This is a genomic window from Actinoplanes sp. NPDC026623, assembly GCF_040638275.1.
In the GTDB taxonomy this organism is placed as follows: Bacteria; Actinomycetota; Actinomycetes; order Mycobacteriales; family Micromonosporaceae; genus Actinoplanes.
On sequence record NZ_JBEZXZ010000066.1, the window covers coordinates 1 to 17,536 of the forward strand.

12 protein-coding genes and 1 pseudogene are annotated in these 17,536 nt (G+C 73.5%); 7 read left to right on the forward strand and 6 right to left on the reverse strand.

The genetic code is table 11. The annotated features are described in order from the left end of the window. Positions 1 to 63: 63 nt before the first annotated feature. Complete coding sequence (locus AB0F10_RS20650; RefSeq protein ID WP_360627143.1) at positions 64 to 750, reverse strand: GNAT family N-acetyltransferase; 687 nt, start codon at positions 748 to 750, stop codon at positions 64 to 66. Between the two features lie 171 nt (positions 751 to 921). On the opposite strand from AB0F10_RS20650, the gene AB0F10_RS20655 reads away from it, so the two are divergent. Then, positions 922 to 2,877, forward strand: a complete 1,956-nt coding sequence (locus AB0F10_RS20655; protein ID WP_360627146.1) for a translation factor GTPase family protein — start codon at positions 922 to 924, stop codon at positions 2,875 to 2,877. Between the two features lie 31 nt (positions 2,878 to 2,908). Here the strand turns inward: AB0F10_RS20655 and AB0F10_RS20660 are convergent, their stop codons facing one another. The 3 genes from AB0F10_RS20660 to AB0F10_RS20670 form a co-directional block, all read right to left on the reverse strand. Further along, a complete protein-coding gene (locus AB0F10_RS20660; protein WP_360627149.1) occupies positions 2,909 to 5,929 on the reverse strand; it encodes an EAL domain-containing protein in 3,021 nt (1,006 codons plus the stop codon). A 90-nt stretch (positions 5,930 to 6,019) separates the two neighbouring features. After that, on the reverse strand, positions 6,020 to 7,066 hold the full coding sequence (locus tag AB0F10_RS20665) for a Gfo/Idh/MocA family oxidoreductase (protein ID WP_360627152.1): 1,047 nt from the start codon (positions 7,064 to 7,066) through the stop codon (positions 6,020 to 6,022). Beyond that, complete coding sequence (locus AB0F10_RS20670) at positions 7,063 to 8,109, reverse strand: substrate-binding domain-containing protein (protein ID WP_360627155.1); 1,047 nt, start codon at positions 8,107 to 8,109, stop codon at positions 7,063 to 7,065. Before AB0F10_RS20670 ends, AB0F10_RS20665 begins: the two co-directional genes overlap by 4 nt. 106 nt (positions 8,110 to 8,215) lie before the next feature. Between AB0F10_RS20670 and AB0F10_RS20675 the strand changes: the two genes are divergently transcribed. The 3 genes and pseudogenes from AB0F10_RS20675 to AB0F10_RS20685 all read left to right on the forward strand — a co-directional run. Beyond that, the gene (locus AB0F10_RS20675; RefSeq protein WP_360627158.1) at positions 8,216 to 10,123 is read left to right on the forward strand and encodes a glycoside hydrolase family 30 beta sandwich domain-containing protein; all 1,908 of its coding nucleotides are present in this window, start codon (positions 8,216 to 8,218) and stop codon (positions 10,121 to 10,123) included. Between the two features lie 85 nt (positions 10,124 to 10,208). Continuing rightward, entirely contained in the window at positions 10,209 to 10,907 is a 699-nt protein-coding gene (locus tag AB0F10_RS20680) for a DUF1775 domain-containing protein (protein WP_360627161.1), read from the forward strand. Between the two features lie 245 nt (positions 10,908 to 11,152). Then, a pseudogene (locus tag AB0F10_RS20685) lies at positions 11,153 to 11,917 on the forward strand (L,D-transpeptidase); the annotation flags it as partial. 5 nt (positions 11,918 to 11,922) lie between these two features. On the opposite strand, the gene AB0F10_RS20690 reads toward AB0F10_RS20685, so the two are convergent. Continuing rightward, positions 11,923 to 13,086 (reverse strand): helix-turn-helix domain-containing protein, encoded by a 1,164-nt coding sequence (locus AB0F10_RS20690; RefSeq protein ID WP_360627164.1) that lies wholly within the window; start codon positions 13,084 to 13,086, stop codon positions 11,923 to 11,925. A gap of 84 nt (positions 13,087 to 13,170) precedes the next feature. Between AB0F10_RS20690 and AB0F10_RS20695 the strand changes: the two genes are divergently transcribed. After that, the gene (locus AB0F10_RS20695) at positions 13,171 to 14,829 is read left to right on the forward strand and encodes an FAD-binding dehydrogenase (RefSeq protein WP_360627167.1); all 1,659 of its coding nucleotides are present in this window, start codon (positions 13,171 to 13,173) and stop codon (positions 14,827 to 14,829) included. A gap of 33 nt (positions 14,830 to 14,862) precedes the next feature. Here the strand turns inward: AB0F10_RS20695 and AB0F10_RS20700 are convergent, their stop codons facing one another. Then, positions 14,863 to 15,327 carry a MarR family transcriptional regulator gene (locus AB0F10_RS20700; protein WP_360627170.1) on the reverse strand — a complete coding sequence of 155 codons (465 nt, stop codon included), beginning with the start codon at positions 15,325 to 15,327 and terminating at the stop codon, positions 14,863 to 14,865. A gap of 101 nt (positions 15,328 to 15,428) precedes the next feature. Between AB0F10_RS20700 and AB0F10_RS20705 the strand changes: the two genes are divergently transcribed. After that, positions 15,429 to 15,800: a DoxX family protein gene (locus AB0F10_RS20705; RefSeq protein ID WP_360627173.1), complete on the forward strand. Its 372-nt coding sequence runs from the start codon at positions 15,429 to 15,431 to the stop codon at positions 15,798 to 15,800. A gap of 82 nt (positions 15,801 to 15,882) precedes the next feature. Next, entirely contained in the window at positions 15,883 to 17,514 is a 1,632-nt protein-coding gene (gene pgi / locus AB0F10_RS20710; protein WP_360627176.1) for a glucose-6-phosphate isomerase, read from the forward strand. Positions 17,515 to 17,536 lie beyond the last annotated feature (22 nt).

Here is a 17,536-nt window from a genome sequence, read left to right on the forward strand (position 1 = left end):
ACCCCACTTGCGACGCGAAACCTGGACCTCGGCTCGGCGACGCCATGATCCGCCAGATGCGCCCTAGGCCTCGGCGGCGCCGGGAATGCGGTAGGCGGCGAACTTCATGGCGCCGCTTCGCACGAAGCCCAGCTGCTCGTAGAGGCGGATCGCGTTGGTGTTGTCCAGGGCCGCATGCAGGAAGGGCACCGCGCCGCCCTCCTGGATGCCGAAGCAGAGGGCCCGGATCAGCCGCGAGGCCAGGCCCGCGCCGCGGAAGGCCGGATCGGTGCAGACCGCGGAGATCTCGGTGTATCCGGGCAGCCGCATCCGCTCGCCGGCTATCGCGATCAGCGCGCCGTCGCGGCGGATGCCGAGGTAGGTGCCGAGGTCGGCGGTCCGCTTGCGGAACGGGCCGGGGCGGGTGCGCTCGACCAGGTCGAGGATCTCCGGCAGGTCGGCGTCGGTCAGCACCACCGCCTCCGGGTCCGGCGCCGCCGAAACGCCGGACGCGACGAGCTGCACGCCGGACGCGCCGCCGGTCCAGGTCCAGCCGGGCGGCGGGGTCTGCTCGGGCGCCGCCACCAGCACCTCGCCGCCGGGCCCGGCCAGCGTGCCGAGGTCGTGCCAGGCGTCCGGGTCGGTGGGGTCCTCCAGCGCGGCGAACATGCTGACGTCGGGGAGGAAGCGGGCGCCGCGGCCGTACCGGTCGGCGAAGGCCGCCTGCGGGCCCGTGAGCGCGGCCCACGCGGGGTTGTCCAGAATCTGCACGCCGGGATTCTTGCAGGGCCGCGGGCGCCGAACGAAACGGTTATTCGGTGGCGGGCCCGCGCACCCCGCCGTATGGTGGCGCAGACCCACTCGGACCAGGGAAAAGGACGGACATGCGAGACCTCGACGTGTTCAGGCCGACCATCCGTTCCCTGATCTCCGAGGACTCCCTTGACTGTTCGCACTCTCAATCTCGGCATCCTGGCGCACGTCGACGCGGGTAAGACCAGCCTCACCGAGCGCCTGCTCTTCGCGCACGGCGCCGTCGCCGAGCTCGGCAGCGTCGACGCGGGCGACACCGCCACCGACAGCGGCGCGCTCGAACGCGAGCGGGGCATCACCATCCGTTCCGCGGTGGCGTCGCTGACCGTGGGTGACCTGCGGGTCAACCTGATCGACACCCCCGGGCACCCCGACTTCATCGCCGAGGTGGAGCGGGCGCTGGCCGTGCTCGACGGCGCGGTGCTGGTGCTCTCCGCCGTCGAGGGGGTCCAGGCGCAGACCCGGGTGCTCCTGCGCTCCCTGCGCCGGCTGCGCATCCCCACCCTGATCTTCGTCAACAAGATCGACCGGATGGGTGCCCGGACGGACCCGCTGCTCGCCGACGTCCGGGCGAAACTCGGCATCGGCGTCGTGGCGATGAACGCGGTCCGCGACGCGGGCACCGCCGCGGCCCGCACCGTGCCCCGCCGATGGGAGCCGCAGGCGGCGGAGACACTCGCCGACCACGACGACGCGCTGCTGGCCCGGCTGGTCGACGGCGACGAGCCGCCGCCCGGGCAGGTGCGCAACCTGCTCGCCGCGCAGACCGCCGCCGGGCAGGTGCATCCGGTGTTCTTCGGCTCGGCGACGACCGGCGAGGGCACCGACGACCTGACCGGCGGCATCGTCTCGCTGCTGCGCCCGCGGGACGTCACCGGCGACGAGACCAGCGGGCTGGTCTTCGCCATCGAGCGCGGCACCGGCGGCGAGAAGGTCGCCTACCTGCGGCTCTTCGCGGGCTCGCTGCGCGAGCGGCAGCGCGTCGTCTTCCGGCGCCCGGCGCCCGGCGGCACCGAGGAGGTGCGGGGCCGGGTCGCGGGCGTCGAGGTGGTCGGCGGCGGGCGCGGGGAGCTCAGCGCCGGCAGCATCGGCCGGGTGCACGGCCTGCCCGGCATCCGGGTCGGCGACCGGCTCGGCGCGGCCGCCGAGGTGGCGCCGCAGTTCTCCCCGCCCGGCATCGAGTCGCTGGTCCGGCCCGCGCGGCTGGGGGAGCAGGCGCGGCTGCACGCGGCGCTGAGCATCCTGGCGGACGAGGACCCCCTGATCCGGACCCGGGTGGTGCCGGGCGGCGGCACCTCGGTGCTGCTGTACGGGGCGGTACAGCGCGAGGTGCTCGCCGACCGCCTCGAGCGCGACTTCGGGGTGGCGGCGGTCTTCGGCGAGATCCGGGGCGTCTACTTCGAACGGGTCACCGGCGTCGGCGAGCACGTGGTCGCCTTCGACCCCCGCCGCCCCAACGACTTCTGGGCGACAATCGGGCTGCGCGTCGAGCCGGGCCCGCCCGGCTCGGGCCTGCGGTACGTCCGCGACGTGCAGCCGGGCGCCGTCCCGCAGGCGTTCCACCGGGCGACCGAGGAGGCCGTGCGCAGGACCGTCGAGCAGGGCCTGTACGGCTGGGAGGTCATCGACTGCACGGTGACGGTCACCCGTACCGGATACAGGTCGCCGATCTCGTCGGCGGCGGACTTCCGCGGCCTGGCGCCCGTGGTCCTCCTGCGCGCCCTGCGGGCGGCGGGCACCCGGGTGTGCGAGCCCTGCTCGACGTTCGAGCTGGAGGTGCCGGCGGCCACCCTCAGCGCGGTCCTCGGCATGCTGGCCGGCGTCGGCGCCGATGTCACGGACTCGGTCATGAGCTCCGCCGGCGCCTGGACGGTCACGGGCAACCTGCCGGTCCGGCTGGGCCCCGCCCTCGCCGCCGCGCTGCCCGGCCTGACCCACGGCGAGGGCGCGCTCTGGAGCCGCCCGGGCCCGGACCGTCCGCTCCGCGAAACCGCCGAACGGCGGCCCCGGCTCGACGGCGATCCACTGAACTACGAGGAGTACCTGCGCTTCCTCAGCTCCCGCCTGCCGGCAACGGCGACCTGACCCGGCGCGCGGGCAGGCCCGGTGCCGGTCGTCAGGCGGCGACCGCCACCGGGCGGCCGAGCAGCGCCGGGATCTGTGCCGGCCAGAGGGGCTCGGAGAAGAGGTAGCCCTGCCCGTACGGGCAGCCCATCAGCTCGAGCATCTCGTGCTGTGCGGCCTTCTCGATGCCCTCGGCCACCACCGTCAGGTCGAGGTTGTGCGCCAGCGTGACGATCGCGTCGACCAGGGCGCGCTGCTGCTTGCTGGCCAGGATGTCGTCGATGAAGGACTTGTCGATCTTCAGTACGTCGACCGGCATCTGCCGCAGGTAGCTCAGCGACGAGTAGCCGGTGCCGAAGTCGTCGATGGCGATCCGCACGCCGAGCGCGCGCAGCGCCCTCAGGTCGGCCCAGACCTGCTCGGCGTCGCGCAGCACCAGGCTCTCGGTGATCTCCAGCAGCAGCCATTCGGGCCGGGCGCCGGCGTCGTCGATGGCCTGGCGGACCTGGTCGACGAAGCCGGGCTGGCGGAACTGCCGGGCGGAGACGTTGACGCTGACGTAGCGCAGCGCGATGTCCGGGTCCTCGGCGCGCCACGAGGCGAACTGCCGCAGCGCCTCGCACAGCACCCACGCGCCGAGCGGGACGACGGCGCCGCTCTCCTCCGCGAGTTCGATGAAGTGTGCCGGGCTGAGCAGGCCGCGCTCGGGGTGCTGCCAGCGCACCAGCGACTCGACGCCGACCACGGCCTGGGTACGCACGTCGACGATCGGCTGGTACTGCAGCACGAACTGCTCGGCGTCGATCGCCTCGAGGAGCGAGGTGCGCAGCGCGAGCCGCGCGACCATCTCCGCGTGCAGTTCGTTGCGGTAGCGCCGCCAGGTCGCCTTGCCGACGCCCTTGGCAAGGTAGAGGGCGAGGTCGGCGTGGCGCAGCAGTTCGGTCGGGCTGGTCGCGTCGTGGCTGGTCGCGACGCCGACGCTGGCCGCGCCGCTGAGCAGGTGGGTGCCGCCGAGGCCGTCGCTCACCTCGACCGGCTCGGACAGCGCGACGACGATGCGCTCGGCGACCTGCTCGGCCTCGGCCGGGTCGGTGGCGTCCTCGATGAGGATGGCGAACTCGTCGCCGCCCATCCGCGCGGCCGTGTTCGACGCGCCGATGGCCCGGGTGATCCGCTGGCCGATGGCGACCAGCAACTGGTCGCCGACCGCGTGCCCGAGGGTGTCGTTGACCTCCTTGAAGTCGTCGAGGTCGACGAAGAGCACGCCGACCTTGCCGCAGCCCTGCTCGGAGCGGACGAACGACTGTTCGAGGCGGTCGCGGAACAGCACCCGGTTGGCGAGCCCGGTGAGCCCGTCGTGGAAGGCCTGGTGTGCCAGGTCGTTCTCCAGGCTGCGGCGCTCGGTGACGTCCCGGACGGTCAGCACCAGGCCGGCGACCGTCGGGTCGTCGCGCAGGTCGCGGCCGGCGCATTCGACCTGGCGCAGCCGCCGGTCGGCGCAGACCGCGGTGAGGTCCACGGCCTCGGACTCGCCGTGTCCCGCGCGGGCCCGGGCCAGCGCGTCGGTCAGGGCCGGGAGGTGGGTGTCGGCGATCAGTCCGGCCAGCGGCCGGCCGGGCAGCCCGGTCCAGCCGAAGACGGTGGTGGCGGACGGGCTCGCGTACCGGATCAGGTCGTCGTCGTCGATGATCAGGATGACGTCGGACGCGCTCTGGATCAGGGTCCGGAAGTAGGTCTCGCCGTCGCGCCGGCTGATCTCGCCGGCCATGCCGATCCGCTCGACCACCATGCTGACCTGGTCGAACAGCATCTGTACCGCGGGCAGCACGGTACGCAGGGCCGGGGCCGGCGCGGCCAGGTGCATCGAGCCGAGCATCGGCGGGCTGCCGGGCAGGATCATCTCGGCGCGCAGGGCGTGGCCGAAGCCCGGCACGGGCGCGGGCACCAGGCTGACGTCCCGGCCGGTCGCCGCCGGGTGATCGACCGGCACGGGCTCGTCGACGATCAGCCGGTATCGGCGGCCCGCCGGCATCAGCTCGCCGATCGCGGTCCGGATCGCGGTCACGATGTCGTCCTCGGTCGTCGCGGCCGAGAGCCTGGCGTTGGCGCGGCGCAGGGCGCTCTCGCGCAGGTTGGTCTGGCGCTGGTCGGCGAGCAGCCCGTGCACGCGGCCCATCACCAGCAGGAACATCAGCGCCGAGCCGGCCGCGATGACGGGCGCGTTGGTGACGCCGCCGCCGAGGTGCTGCGCGAGCAGGACGGCCGGGGCGACCATCGCGGCGAGGGTCATGAGGAGCAGGCGGCGCCCGCCGGCCCCGACGGTGCCCTCGCCGTGCGGGGCGTCGTCGGTGAGCTGGGTCATCGACGGGTGCAGCGCGGCGTAGCCGGCGGCGCCGTAGAAGACGATCCAGCCGAGTTCGGAGGGTCCGCCGAACGACCACACGCCGTCGAGGCGGGCCATGCCGTAGAGGACGTCGGAGACCAGCACGCCGACGACGCTCACGCACAGCAGGCGCACCGCGAGCGGCTTGCGGCCGGGGACGATCAGCAGGCGCAGCATCAGCGCGAGGGCCAGGGTGTCGCCGAGCGGGTACCCGATGGCGACCGCCTTCTCGTGCAGCGACAGGTCGTTCACCTGGGTGTACGGCGCGATGAGGTAGATCCACGAGAGCAGCCCGAGGCCGACCGTCGGCACGAGCGCGTCGAGCAGGGCGACCCTGTTCGCGCCGCCCGAGCGGGCCCGGATGAAGATCGTCAGTGCGGCCGCGAGCAGCGGGTAGACCACCAGGTAGAGCAGGTCGGACAGGCCCGGAAGCGGGGTGGACGCGCCCATCGTGTCCCGCAGGTAGGCGAAGACGTCGGCGGTCACGAAGATCATCAGGGCGGCGGCGAGCAGGTACCAGGGCAGATTGCGGGCGGGCCGGTTGGCCCGGACGCCCACCACGACCGCCGCGGCGCCGGAGAGCCCGATCAGGCTCCAGATCAGCGCGTGGCCCTGCGGCCAGGCGAAGTTGATCGCGGTCAGCACGGCCATCCACGCCGTGAAGCACGCGCGAGCGAGTCGCGTGGTCATACGGGCTCCGATCGGAAGGTGATGGCCTGACTCATCACCCTTCGGCGGCCCGTCACCCCCGCTGAACGGGGGCGAAGCTTCGCAACCGGATTACGCCCAGGCCTCGCTGCCGGTGGTGACGGTGCGGTCGGTGTCGGCGGCCTGTTCGACGGCGAGCGCCAGCAGGTGGTCCTGCGCGCCGTCGGCCAGCGGGTACGGCGCCGGGGCGTCGCCGCGGACCCAGGCGGCGGTGGCGTCGAGCAGCGTCGCGATGGCGATCTCCTCGTCGCTCCACCGGCGCCCCGGGTACGGGTTGCGGTAGAGCACCTCGCCGCCGAACGTGATCGTGTCGGTGTCGAAGCCGTCGAGGTCCAGGTCGTAGCCGGTCTGGCGGCGCACCAGCGGCGTACGCACGACCGTGCGCGGCGCGGGCAGCCGGACCACCTCGTCGTCGCGCAGTTCGCCGTGGCTGCCGCGGACCAGCAGGCGGCGCAGGCGCAGCTGGTTGTGCCACTGGTTGTCGGTGAAGTCGTAGAGCCCGGAGTGCCCGGCGCCGAAGTCGAGGGTGGCGATGGTGGTGGTCGCGGGCTTCGGCTCGGGGTCGTCGGTCCAGCCGTCGCGGGTCAGCGGGTCGACCAGCGGCGCGGTGGTGCGGGTCGCGCGCACGCTCACCGGGCCCCGCCCGGCCCCGAGGATCCCGCGGATCAGCGAGACCGCGTGGTACTGGTGTGTCGAGGAGACCTGCACCTGGGTGGGCGCGCCGATGAGGCCGGCGCGCACGGCCGCGAGCCGGGCGGCGTGCGAGGGCATCAGCAGATACTGCTCGGCCACCTGGACCAGCCCGGAGTCGCCGACGGCGGCCCACAGCTCCCGCAGCCCGGCGACGTCCGGCGCGGGGGGAGTCTCGGCCAGCACCGGCAGGCCGCGCTCGACGGCCTCGACGATCAGCGCGGGGCCGGCCTGCCACGGCACGGCGGTCACCACGAAGTCCGGCGCGGCCTCGGCCACGCACTGCGCCAGCGAGCCGAACTCCGGCACCGGCAGGCCGCGTGGGCGGCGCACCACCGCGCCCGCACACGTGAGGCCGTCCAGGCCGGCCGCTATCCGCCAGAACATCTCGGCCCGCCATCCGGCGCCCACCACCGCGAACGAGGTCACCCGGGCACCCTATCCGCGGGGACCGGTCCGGTGGAGTCCCGCACCACCAGTTCGGTGGCGAGCTCCACGTGCAGCGCCTCGAGCTCGTGCCGTTCGAGCAGGCGGGCCAGCAGGGACACCGCCATCCGGCCGAGCTCGGCGAGCGGCTGGCGCACGGTGGTGAGCATCGGGCTGGTGGCCCGGCTCAGGTCGATGTCGTCGAAGCCCGCGATCGAGACGTCGTGCGGCACCCGCAGGCCCCGGGCGCCGGCCGCCTGCAGCGCGCCGACCGCGGCCTTGTCGTTGAAGCCGACCAGCGCGGTGGGGCGTTCGGGCAGGTCGAGCAGCTCGCCGCCGGCCCGCCGGCCCCACTCGACGGTCGGCTCGACGTGCCGGATCAGGCCGGGTGCGCTCAGCACCCCGGCGTCGGCGAGGGCGGCGTTGTGCCCGGCCAGCCGGGCGTCGCTGGCCAGCCACTCGCGCGGGCCCGCCACCACCCCGATCCGCCGGTGGCCGAGCCCGGTGAGGTGTGCGGTGAGGCTGCGCGCCCCGGCGGCGTGCGCCGCGGACACGGCGACGACGTCGCGCGGCGGGGGCAGCCGGGGGTCGACGACGACGAACGGGAAGCGGTGGGTGCGCAGTGCCTCGATGTCCGCCGCGGGTTCCGGCGGCAGGATCAGCACCGCGCCGGCCAGCCCCGAGCGGCCGGGCAGCCTGGGCAGGACGGGGGAGCGCTGTGCCGACTCCCCGGCGTCGAGCACGAGCGGGCGCCCGTACAGCAGGAGGGTCTCGGCGATCGAGGACACGATCACGCCGAAGTAGTCCGTCAGCACGTACGGGCAGCGCACGAAGACCGAGCCGGCGATCGGCCGGGCCGGGCCGCGGGGTCTGGGTCCGGGGCCGTTCAGCCGGGCCACGGTGCTCTCCACCAGCTCGCGGGTCTCGGGTGCGACGTTGCCGCGGCCGTTGAGGACGCGCGAGACGGTGGCGATCGACACGCCCGCCGCCGCGGCGACGTCCCGGACGGTGTTGCGCCCGGGGTTTGTTACATCGCCTTGTTTCATGAATGAGAAGCGTACCGGCGTGCTCAGCGTCTTGACAGCGGCGTTTCCTGATTGTTTCCTGTCGATGTAAGAGAAACTTGTTACACGGCGGAGGGCAGGGAGCGGCATGAGGCGGCGAGCGTTCGGTGCGGCGGTCGGCGCCGCCCTCCTGATCCTGACGACGGCACCCGCGCAGGCGCACGGTGGCCGCGCGCCGCGGGCCCGGGTCTGGGTGACGACCGTGGACCGGGCCGAGCAACTGCACGAGCGGGCCCCGGTGACGTTCGCGCGCGGCGGCAGTCCCGAGACCACCATCACCGTCGATCCCGGCACCCGCTACCAGCGCATGGACGGCTTCGGCGCGTCACTGACCGACTCGGCGGCGAGCGTGCTCCACCGGCTCGGCCCCGCGGCGCGCGAGCGGGCGATGCGATCGCTGTTCGACCCGCGCGAGGGCATCGGCGTCAGCTTCCTGCGCCAGCCGATCGGCTCCTCCGACTTCACCGCGACGCCCGCGCACTACAGCTACGACGACGTGCCGGCCGGGGAGACCGACTTCGCGCTGCGGCACTTCAGCATCGAGCACGACCGGGCCCAGATCCTGCCGCTGCTGCGCCGGGCCCGGCAGCTCAACCCCCAACTCACGATCATGGGTACGCCGTGGAGCCCGCCGGCGTGGATGAAGACGAGCGGCTCGCTGATCGGCGGCCACCTGCTGGACGACCCGAGGATCTACGACGCGTACGCCCGCTACCTGGTCAGATACGTCCAGGCGTACGCGCGTGCCGGGGTCCCGATCGACTACCTGACGGTGCAGAACGAGCCGCAGAACCGCCACGACGGCGGCTACCCGGGCGCCGCGGTGCCGGTCGGGCAGGCGGCGAAGGTCATCGAGGCGCTCGGCCCGATGCTGCGCCGGGCCAGCCCGCGCACCAGGATCCTCGGCTACGACCACAACTGGGCCACGCACCCGGGCGACGTCGCCACCACCCCGCCGGGCGAGGACCCGGAGACCGACTACCCGTACCGGCTGCTCGACTCGCCGGCGGGCAGGTGGCTCGCCGGCACCGCGTACCACTGCTACTCGGGCGACCCGAGCGCGCAGACCGCGCTGCACGAGGCGTACCCGGACAAGGGCATCTGGTTCACCGAGTGCTCCGGCTCGCACGGCCCGAACGACACCCCCGAGCAGATCTTCCGGGGCACGCTGACCTGGCACGCGCGGACCCTGGCCATCGGCACCACCCGCAACTGGGCGAAGTCCGTGGTGAACTGGAACATCGCCCTGGACAGCACCGGCGGCCCGCACCTGGGCGGCTGCGGCACCTGCACCGGGCTGCTGACCCTGCAGGCCGACGGCTCGGTCACCCGCGACGCCGAGTACTTCACGATCGGGCACCTGGCGAAGTTCGTGCGGCCGGGCGCGTACCGCGTCGCCAGCACCTCGTTCGGCACCACCGGCTGGAACGGCCAGATCATGGACGTGGCGTTCCGCAACCCGGACGGCTCCACCGCCCTGATCGTGCACAACGAGAACGACGACCCGCGCACCTTCGCGGTGGCCGTCGGCGGACACTCGTTCGAGTACACCCTCCCGGGCGGCGCCCTGGCCACCTTCACCTGGCCGAGCGGCCTCGCCGGCGACCTGGACCCGGTGCCGCTCGAGGGCGCCACGGCCACCGCCTCGCCGGTGGGCGAGACCCCGGCGGCCGCCGTCGACGGCGACGGCGCCACCCGCGGGTCCAGCGGCGCGCCGCAGGAACCGGGCCAGTTCCTGCAGGTCGACCTCGGCCGGATCCAGCGGATGCGCCGGGTGGCGATCGACAGCGGGGGCAACACCGGCGACTACGCCCGCGGGTGGGCGCTGTCCGCCGGCACCGACGGCGCCGGCTGGCGCCTGCTCGCCCGGGGCGTCGGCGCCGGCCAGCTGACCAATGTCGACCTGCCGCCCACCCGGGCCCGTTACCTGCGCGTCACGTCGACCGGCAGCAGCCCGAGCTGGTGGAGCATCGCCGATCTCCGCGTCTATCGGTGACCCCCCGGCATGTCGCGGGAACTTTCCCGCGCCGATGGGCGATCGTGGGGGGAATTATCTCCTCTGTGCAAAGGTGGTTCGCGGCGTGCGTAACAGGTCCCGGTTGACGACGATCAGCGCCCTCGCCGCGCTGGGCGTCCTGGCGCTCGCCGCACCCGCGGCCGCCCACGTCGAAGTCAGCGCGGACAAGACCAAGGCCGGCGCGACGGACGTGACCCTGGTCTTCCACGGCGAGGCCGAGAACCCGTCCGGCATCGCGAGCGAGCGGGTGGTGCTGCCCGAGGGCATCGCGCCGGCCGACGTCGCCCCGGTCAAGACGCCGGCGGGCTGGCAGTTCGCGACGACCAGCGACGGCTTCACGGTCGGCGGCACGCCGCTCGCCCCGCACAAGGACGCCGAGTGGAGCGTCAAGGTCGCGAAGCTGCCGGACGGCGAGACCCGGCTGTCGTTCAAGACCCTGGAGACCTACGCGGACGGCGAGGTCTCCCGCTGGATCGAGATCCAGGAGGCGGGCGCGGCCGAGCCGGAGAACCCGGCACCGCTGCTCACCCTCCAGCCCGGCCCGACGGGCCCGGCCGCGGAGCCCTCCTCCGCCGCGCCGGTGACCTCCGGGTCGCCGTCGTCGGCGCCGCAGGCGTTCCAGCCCGCGCCGACGGAGCCCACCGAGTCGGCGTCCGCCGCGTGGCTCTGGTGGATCTGGGTCGTCCTCGCCATCGTTCTCGTCGGTGGCATCGCCTTCGGGTTCCAGTACCGGCGCCGCCGCAAGGAGTCCGGCACACCCTAAAGAGGGAATTCGCCGGATCCGGCACGAGCCGTCGCGGCTCCGGGCCGTCCGGGGCGCCATGATCACCGCTCATGAAGGCGCTCCTCGCCACCGGCGCGGCACTGGCCGCGGTCTCACTCACCGCCGCCTGCGGTCACGGCTCGGCCGCGTCGGCCGGCGGGCCGGCACCCTCACCCCGGCGGCCGCCGCCCTCGACCCCGGCGGCCGAGGGCAGGCCGGCCCGGCCGCCGGCGTCCGCGCGGTTCGTCCGGGTGTCCAGCTTCCTCGGTGACGGGCAGGTCGCCGGCGTGGCGATGCCGCTGATCCTGCGCTTCGACCGGGCCGTGCCCGCGGACCGGCGCGCCGCGGTCGAGCGGCGCCTGTCCGTGCGCTCCGCGCCCGCCCAGCCCGGGTCGTGGAGCTGGATCGGCCCGGCCGAGGTGCACTTCCGGCCGGAGCGCTACTGGCGGGCGCACACCGCGATCAGCTACCGCGCCGACCTCGCGGATCTCCCGCTGGGCGGCGACTGGTACGGCGGCAACGACCTCACCGTCGACGTCACCATCGGCCGGGCGCTGGTGATGACCGTCGACAACCGGACCAAGACGCTGACCGTCGAGCGCGACGGCCAGGTCGTCAAGACGATCCCGGTGAGTCTCGGCAAGCGCAGCACCCCGTCGTCCAGCGGCACGATGATCGTGATCGACAAGCGCCGGCACGCCGTCTTCGACACCTACGACGAGCTGGGCGGGGCCGGCTACCGCACGAAGATCGAGTACGCGCAGCGCCTCACCTGGGGCGGCGAGTTCATCCACGCGGCGCCGTGGTCGGAGGGCGTGCAGGGCCGGGCGAACGTCTCGCACGGCTGCGTCAACGTGTCGCTGCGGGCGGGGCGCTGGCTGTTCGAGCGGACCCTGCCGGGTGACCCGGTCACGATCCGCGGCACCGCCCGCAGATTGCGCAACGGCAACGGCTGGACGGACTGGAACGTCAGCTACGCGGACTTCGCCGCGGGCAGCGCGCTGCCCTGACTTCGCTACCCGGCGCCCAGGCGGTGCCGCAGGGCGAGTTGCAGCGCCAGCCGCGCGTCCGGGTCGTCGAGGGCGGCGCCGAACAGGCGCCGGATCTTGCGCATCCGGTACCGCACGGTCTGCGGGTGCGCGTGCAGCGCCGCGGCGGCCGGGATGACCTGCCCCTGGGCCCGCAGCCAGGCCAGCAGCGTCGGGCCGAGCACGTCGTGCTCCGCCGCGTCCAGCGGCGCGAGGTGGCGGGCCGCGAGCCGGTCGCCGAGCCCCGGCTCCCAGGCGGTGATCAGGGTGACCAGGTGCTCGTCGCAGCGCAGCGGCGCCGCGGCGGGCAGCACGCCGTCCTGCTGCAGCAGCAGCGCCCGCCGCGACAGCCGGAACGACAGCCGGGCCGCGGCCAGGTCCACCGCCGGCCCGATCGCCGATCGCCGCCCGGCCAGCACCGAGGCCAGGTGCGCGAGCCGTCCCGGCGTCTCCGGCTCCGGCACGACCATCCGGGTGGCGTCGTCGATGACCGTGGCGATGGCGCCGCTGCCGGCGAGCCGGGCCACGTGCTCGCCGTCCGTGCCCTCGACGCTGACCACCGCGACCGACTCCGGCAGCGGCCAGCGCGCGGCGTCGGCGGCGGCCCGGATCGCGGCCGCGCCGGGCGGGTCCGGCTGCACCAGCAGCGTGATCAGCCGGCGGCGGGTGGTGTCCCAGTCCCGGGCGTGGCGGCGCTGCTCGTCCAGGTATCCCTCGGCCGCGGCCCCGGCCAGCATGTCGGTGAAGCCGAACAGCGCCGACGCGAGCACGTAGAGCACGTCCGGCGGCAGGTCCCGGTCGACCAGGTACGCCCAGATGTCGCGCCCGCCGAGCATGAGGATCGAGCGCAGGGCGTCGACGGTGTGCCCCTCGCGGTATTCGGTGCGGCCGAGCCGGACGAACACCTCCCGGGTCGGCGCCAGGTCGCCGCCGGGCTCGGCCACCGCGCCCACGAACGCGTCGACCGCGGTCTGCACCCCGAGCGTGAGCCCCCGCCCCTGGCCGCCGCTCAGCGGCCGGCCCTGCGCGCCCATGGCCGCCCGGATGGTCCGCAGCACCCGGTCGCCCAGCTCGCCGCGGACGGCGCGAACCTGCCCGCCGACGTCGGCCGGCAGCGAGGCGAGGCGGGGCTCCAGCACGGAGAAGGACACGTTTGTCACCTCGGTGATAAATCGACGGCGAGAATCTGCGCCATGGGACCACCATGTTGGCATGGGCGTACCTATCTTGGGGTCATGGACGCAGATGTGATCGTCGTGGGCGCGGGACTGGCCGGGCTGGCGGCGACAGCCGAGTTGGCCGACGCGGGACGAAAGGTGCTGCTGCTCGATCAGGAGCCGGAGCAGAGCCTCGGCGGTCAGGCCTTCTGGTCGTTCGGCGGGCTCTTCCTGGTCGACTCGCCGGAGCAGCGCCGGATGGGCGTGCGCGACAACCTCGAGCTCGCCTGGCAGGACTGGCTCGGCAGCGCCGGCTTCGACCGGGACGAGGACCACTGGCCGCGGCAGTGGGCCGAGGCCTACGTGAACTTCGCCGCCGGCGAGAAGCGCGCCTGGCTGCGCGCCATGGGACACCGGCTGTTCCCGGTGGTCGGCTGGGCCGAGCGCGGCGGCGGCGCGGCGGACGGGCACGGCAACTCCGTGCCGCGCTTCCACCTGACCTGGGGCACCGGCCCCGGCCTGGTCGAGCCGTTCGAGCGGCGGGTCCGGGCCGCGGCCGCCGACGGCCTGGTGACCTTCGGCTTCCGGCACCGCGTCGACGGCCTGGTCAAGACCGGCGGCGTGGTCACCGGCGTGCGGGGGCGCCTGCTGGCGAAAAGCGGCGTCCGCCGCGGCGAGTCCAGCTCGCGGGAGGAGACCGGCGACTTCGCGTACGCGGCGCAGGCGGTGATCGTCACCTCGGGCGGCATCGGCGGCGACCACGACCTGGTCCGCGCCGCCTGGCCGGCGCGGCTGGGCGCACCGCCGAAGCGGATGGTCTCCGGCGTGCCCGCGCACGTCGACGGCCGGATGCTCGGCATCACCGAGGCGGCCGGCGCGCAGATCATCAACCCGGACCGGATGTGGCACTACACCGAGGGCCTGCGCAACTGGGACCCGATCTGGCCCGGTCACGGCATCCGGATCCTGCCCGGCCCGTCGTCGCTCTGGCTGGACGCCACCGGCCGGCGCCTGCCGGCGCCGCTCTTCCCCGGCTTCGACACCCTGGGAACGCTCAAGCACCTGATGGCCACGGGGTACGACTACAGCTGGTTCGTGCTCACCCAGAAGATCATCGAGAAGGAGTTCGCGCTGTCGGGCTCCGAGCAGAACCCGGACCTGACGAACAAGAGCATCCGCCAGGTGCTGGGCCGGGTCCGGGCGGGCGCCACGCCGCCGGTGGAGGCCTTCAAGCGCAACGGCGAGGACTTCGTCGTGGCGCCCGACCTGGCCGCGCTGGTTGCCGGCATGAACAAGCTGGCCGCGCAGGAGGACGGTCCGGCCCTCGACCTCGACCAGGTACGCCGGACGATCGAGGCCCGCGACCGCGAGATGGCGCATCCGTTCAGCAAGGACGCCCAGGTCACGGCCATCAACGGGGCGCGCCGCTACCGGGGCGACAAGCTGATCCGGGTCGCCACGCCGCACCGCCTGCTCGACCCCGCCGCGGGCCCGCTGATCGCCGTGCGCCTGAACATCCTCACCCGCAAGACCCTCGGCGGCCTGCACACCGACCTCTCCGCCCGGGTGCTCACGCCCGCCGGCGAGCCGCTTCCCGGCGTCTACGCGGCCGGCGAGGCGGCCGGGTTCGGCGGCGGCGGCATGCACGGCTACAACTCGCTGGAGGGCACCTTCCTCGGCGGCTGCCTCTTCTCCGGCCGGGTGGCCGGCCGGGCCGCCGCCGCGGCCCTTGGGTGAGGCCCTCGCCTGCGTACGGCAGGGGTGGCGCGCTCAGCAGGCGCCGCCCAGGCCGCGCAGGATGCGGTCGCTGATCTCCCCGAGCTGACGGAGCTGCGCGGGCGTCAGCACGTCCACGACCAGGCGCCGGACGTCATCGACGTGGCCGGGCGCGGTCGCGACGACCTTGGCGTGGCCCGCGTCGGTGAGTATCGCGTTGGTGTAGCGGCCGTCGGCGCGGTCCAGCTCGCGGCGGACCCAGCCGCGCGCCTCCAGCCGCTTGATCAGGTGCGAGATCCGGGAGAGCGAGCCCTGCGCGAACTGGGCGAGCGTGCTGATCCGCATCGTGCGCTCCGGCGCCTCCGAGAGCCCGGCCAGCACCGCGTACTCGAACTGGGTCATGCCGGCCTTGCGCTGCATCTCGCCGTCGAGCTCGCCGGGCAGGACCACCAGCAGCGCCGCGAAGCGCATCCAGGACTGAAGCTGCTTCTCGTCGAGCCAGGTCACCTCGTCACCCACGGGCCGATTCTAGCCTGAACGTTCACGTCACAACGGTTGACCATTCAACGCCGGGGGCCTACCTTTCGCTAGAACGTTCAACTCAACGGAGGGTCACCGGAATGAACATCGCACTCTGGATCGCGGCGATCGTGCTGGCCGCCGGCTTCCTCATGGCCGGCGGCATGAAGATCGCCCGGAGCCGGGAGCAGCTGATCGCGGCGGGCATGGGCTACGTCGAGGACTTCTCGGCGGGTGCGATGCGGACCATCGGCGCCCTCGAGGTGCTCGGCGCGATCGGCCTGATCCTGCCCGCGCTGCTCGACATCGCCCCGATCCTGGTGCCGCTGGCCGCCACCGGCCTGGCGCTGATGATGATCGGCGCGATCGTGGTCCACCTCCGGCGTGGCGAGAAGGAGATCGCGCCGAGCGTCGTGCTGTTGCTGCTGGCACTGTTCGTGGCGTGGGGCCGCTTCGGGCCGTACGCGTTCTGAGGAGGGACCCAGTTCGCGGCGGGCGAATCCGATCCGTGCCACGATGAACGCGAGATTTCAGGTCCAGGCGGGAGTCAAGGCAATGAGCGAACACGTTTCCGAAAGCGCCGAATGGCAGGCCGTGCAGGGGCACGCCGAGAAGTTCTCGGGCGTGCACCTGCGTGATCTGTTCGACAGCGATCCACGGCGCGGCGAGCGGCTCACCGCCGAGGTGGCGGATCTCTACGTGGACTACAGCAAGAACCTGGTCACCGACGAGGTGCTCGCCGCCCTGTTCGCCCTCGCCGAGAAGGCGCGGCTGCGCGAGCGCATCGAGGCGATGTTCTCGGGCGAGCACATCAACGTCACCGAGGACCGCGCGGTGCTGCACACGGCGCTGCGGCTGCCCCGCGACGCCGCGCTGGTGGTCGACGGCCAGGACGTCGTCCACGATGTGCACGAGGTCCTCGACCGGATGGGCGACTTCACCGACCGGGTCCGCTCCGGCGACTGGCGTGGCGCCACCGGCGAGCGCATCAGGACCGTCGTCAACATCGGCATCGGCGGGTCCGACCTCGGGCCGGTGATGGCCTACGAGGCGCTCAAGGCATACGCGGACGCGGGCCTGGAGTGCCGCTTCATCTCCAACATCGACCCGACGGACCTGCACGAGAAGACCCACGACCTCGACCCGGCGTCGACGCTGTTCGTGATCGTCTCGAAGACGTTCGGCACCCAGGAGACGCTGACCAACGCGACCGAGGCGCGCAACTGGCTGCTGGCCGGGCTCGGCGGCGACGCGTCCGCGGTGGCGAGGCACTTCGTCGCGGTCAGCACGAACGCGCAGCGGGTGTCCGACTTCGGCATCGACACCGACAACATGTTCGGCTTCTGGGACTGGGTCGGCGGCCGCTACTCGCTGCCGTCCGCGGTCGGCCTCACGGTGATGCTGGCGATCGGCCGGCAGCGGTTCGCCGAGCTGCTGGCCGGCTACCACGCCGTCGACGAGCACTACCGCACCGCGCCGCTGGAGCAGAACGTCCCGGTGCTGATGGGCCTGCTGAACGTCTGGTACGACACGTTCCTCGGGGCGCAGTCGCACGCGGTGCTGCCGTACTCGCAGTATCTGCACCGCTTCGCCGCCTACCTGCAGCAGCTCACCATGGAGAGCAACGGCAAGCACGTGCGCCTCGACGGCGAGGCCGTCGACTACCAGACCGGCGAGATCTTCTGGGGCGAGCCGGGCACCAACGGCCAGCACGCCTTCTACCAGCTGATCCACCAGGGCACGAAGCTGATCCCGGCGGACTTCATCGGCTTCAGCGTGCCCAACCACGACACCGCCGAGATGCACGACCTGTTCATGTCGAACTTCTTCGCGCAGACCGGCGCGCTCGCCTTCGGCCGCACGGCCGAGCAGATCGAGGCCGAGGGCGTTGCGGCCGCGATCGTGCCGCACAAGGTGATGCCGGGCAACCACCCGACCACCACGATCCTGTCCGAGAAGCTCACCCCCGGCGTCCTGGGCCAGCTCATCGCCCTGTACGAGCACATCACGTTCACCCAGGGCGTGATCTGGGAGATCAACCCGTTCGACCAGTGGGGAGTCGAGCTCGGCAAGGTCATGGCCAACCAGCTCGCACCGCTGCTGACCGGGGCGCAGGCGCCGGCCTCCCCGGTCGACTCGTCGACCGGCAACCTGATCGCGCGCTACCGCGCCCAGCGCGGCCGCTGACCCGGCGCGCCTGTGCCGGGCC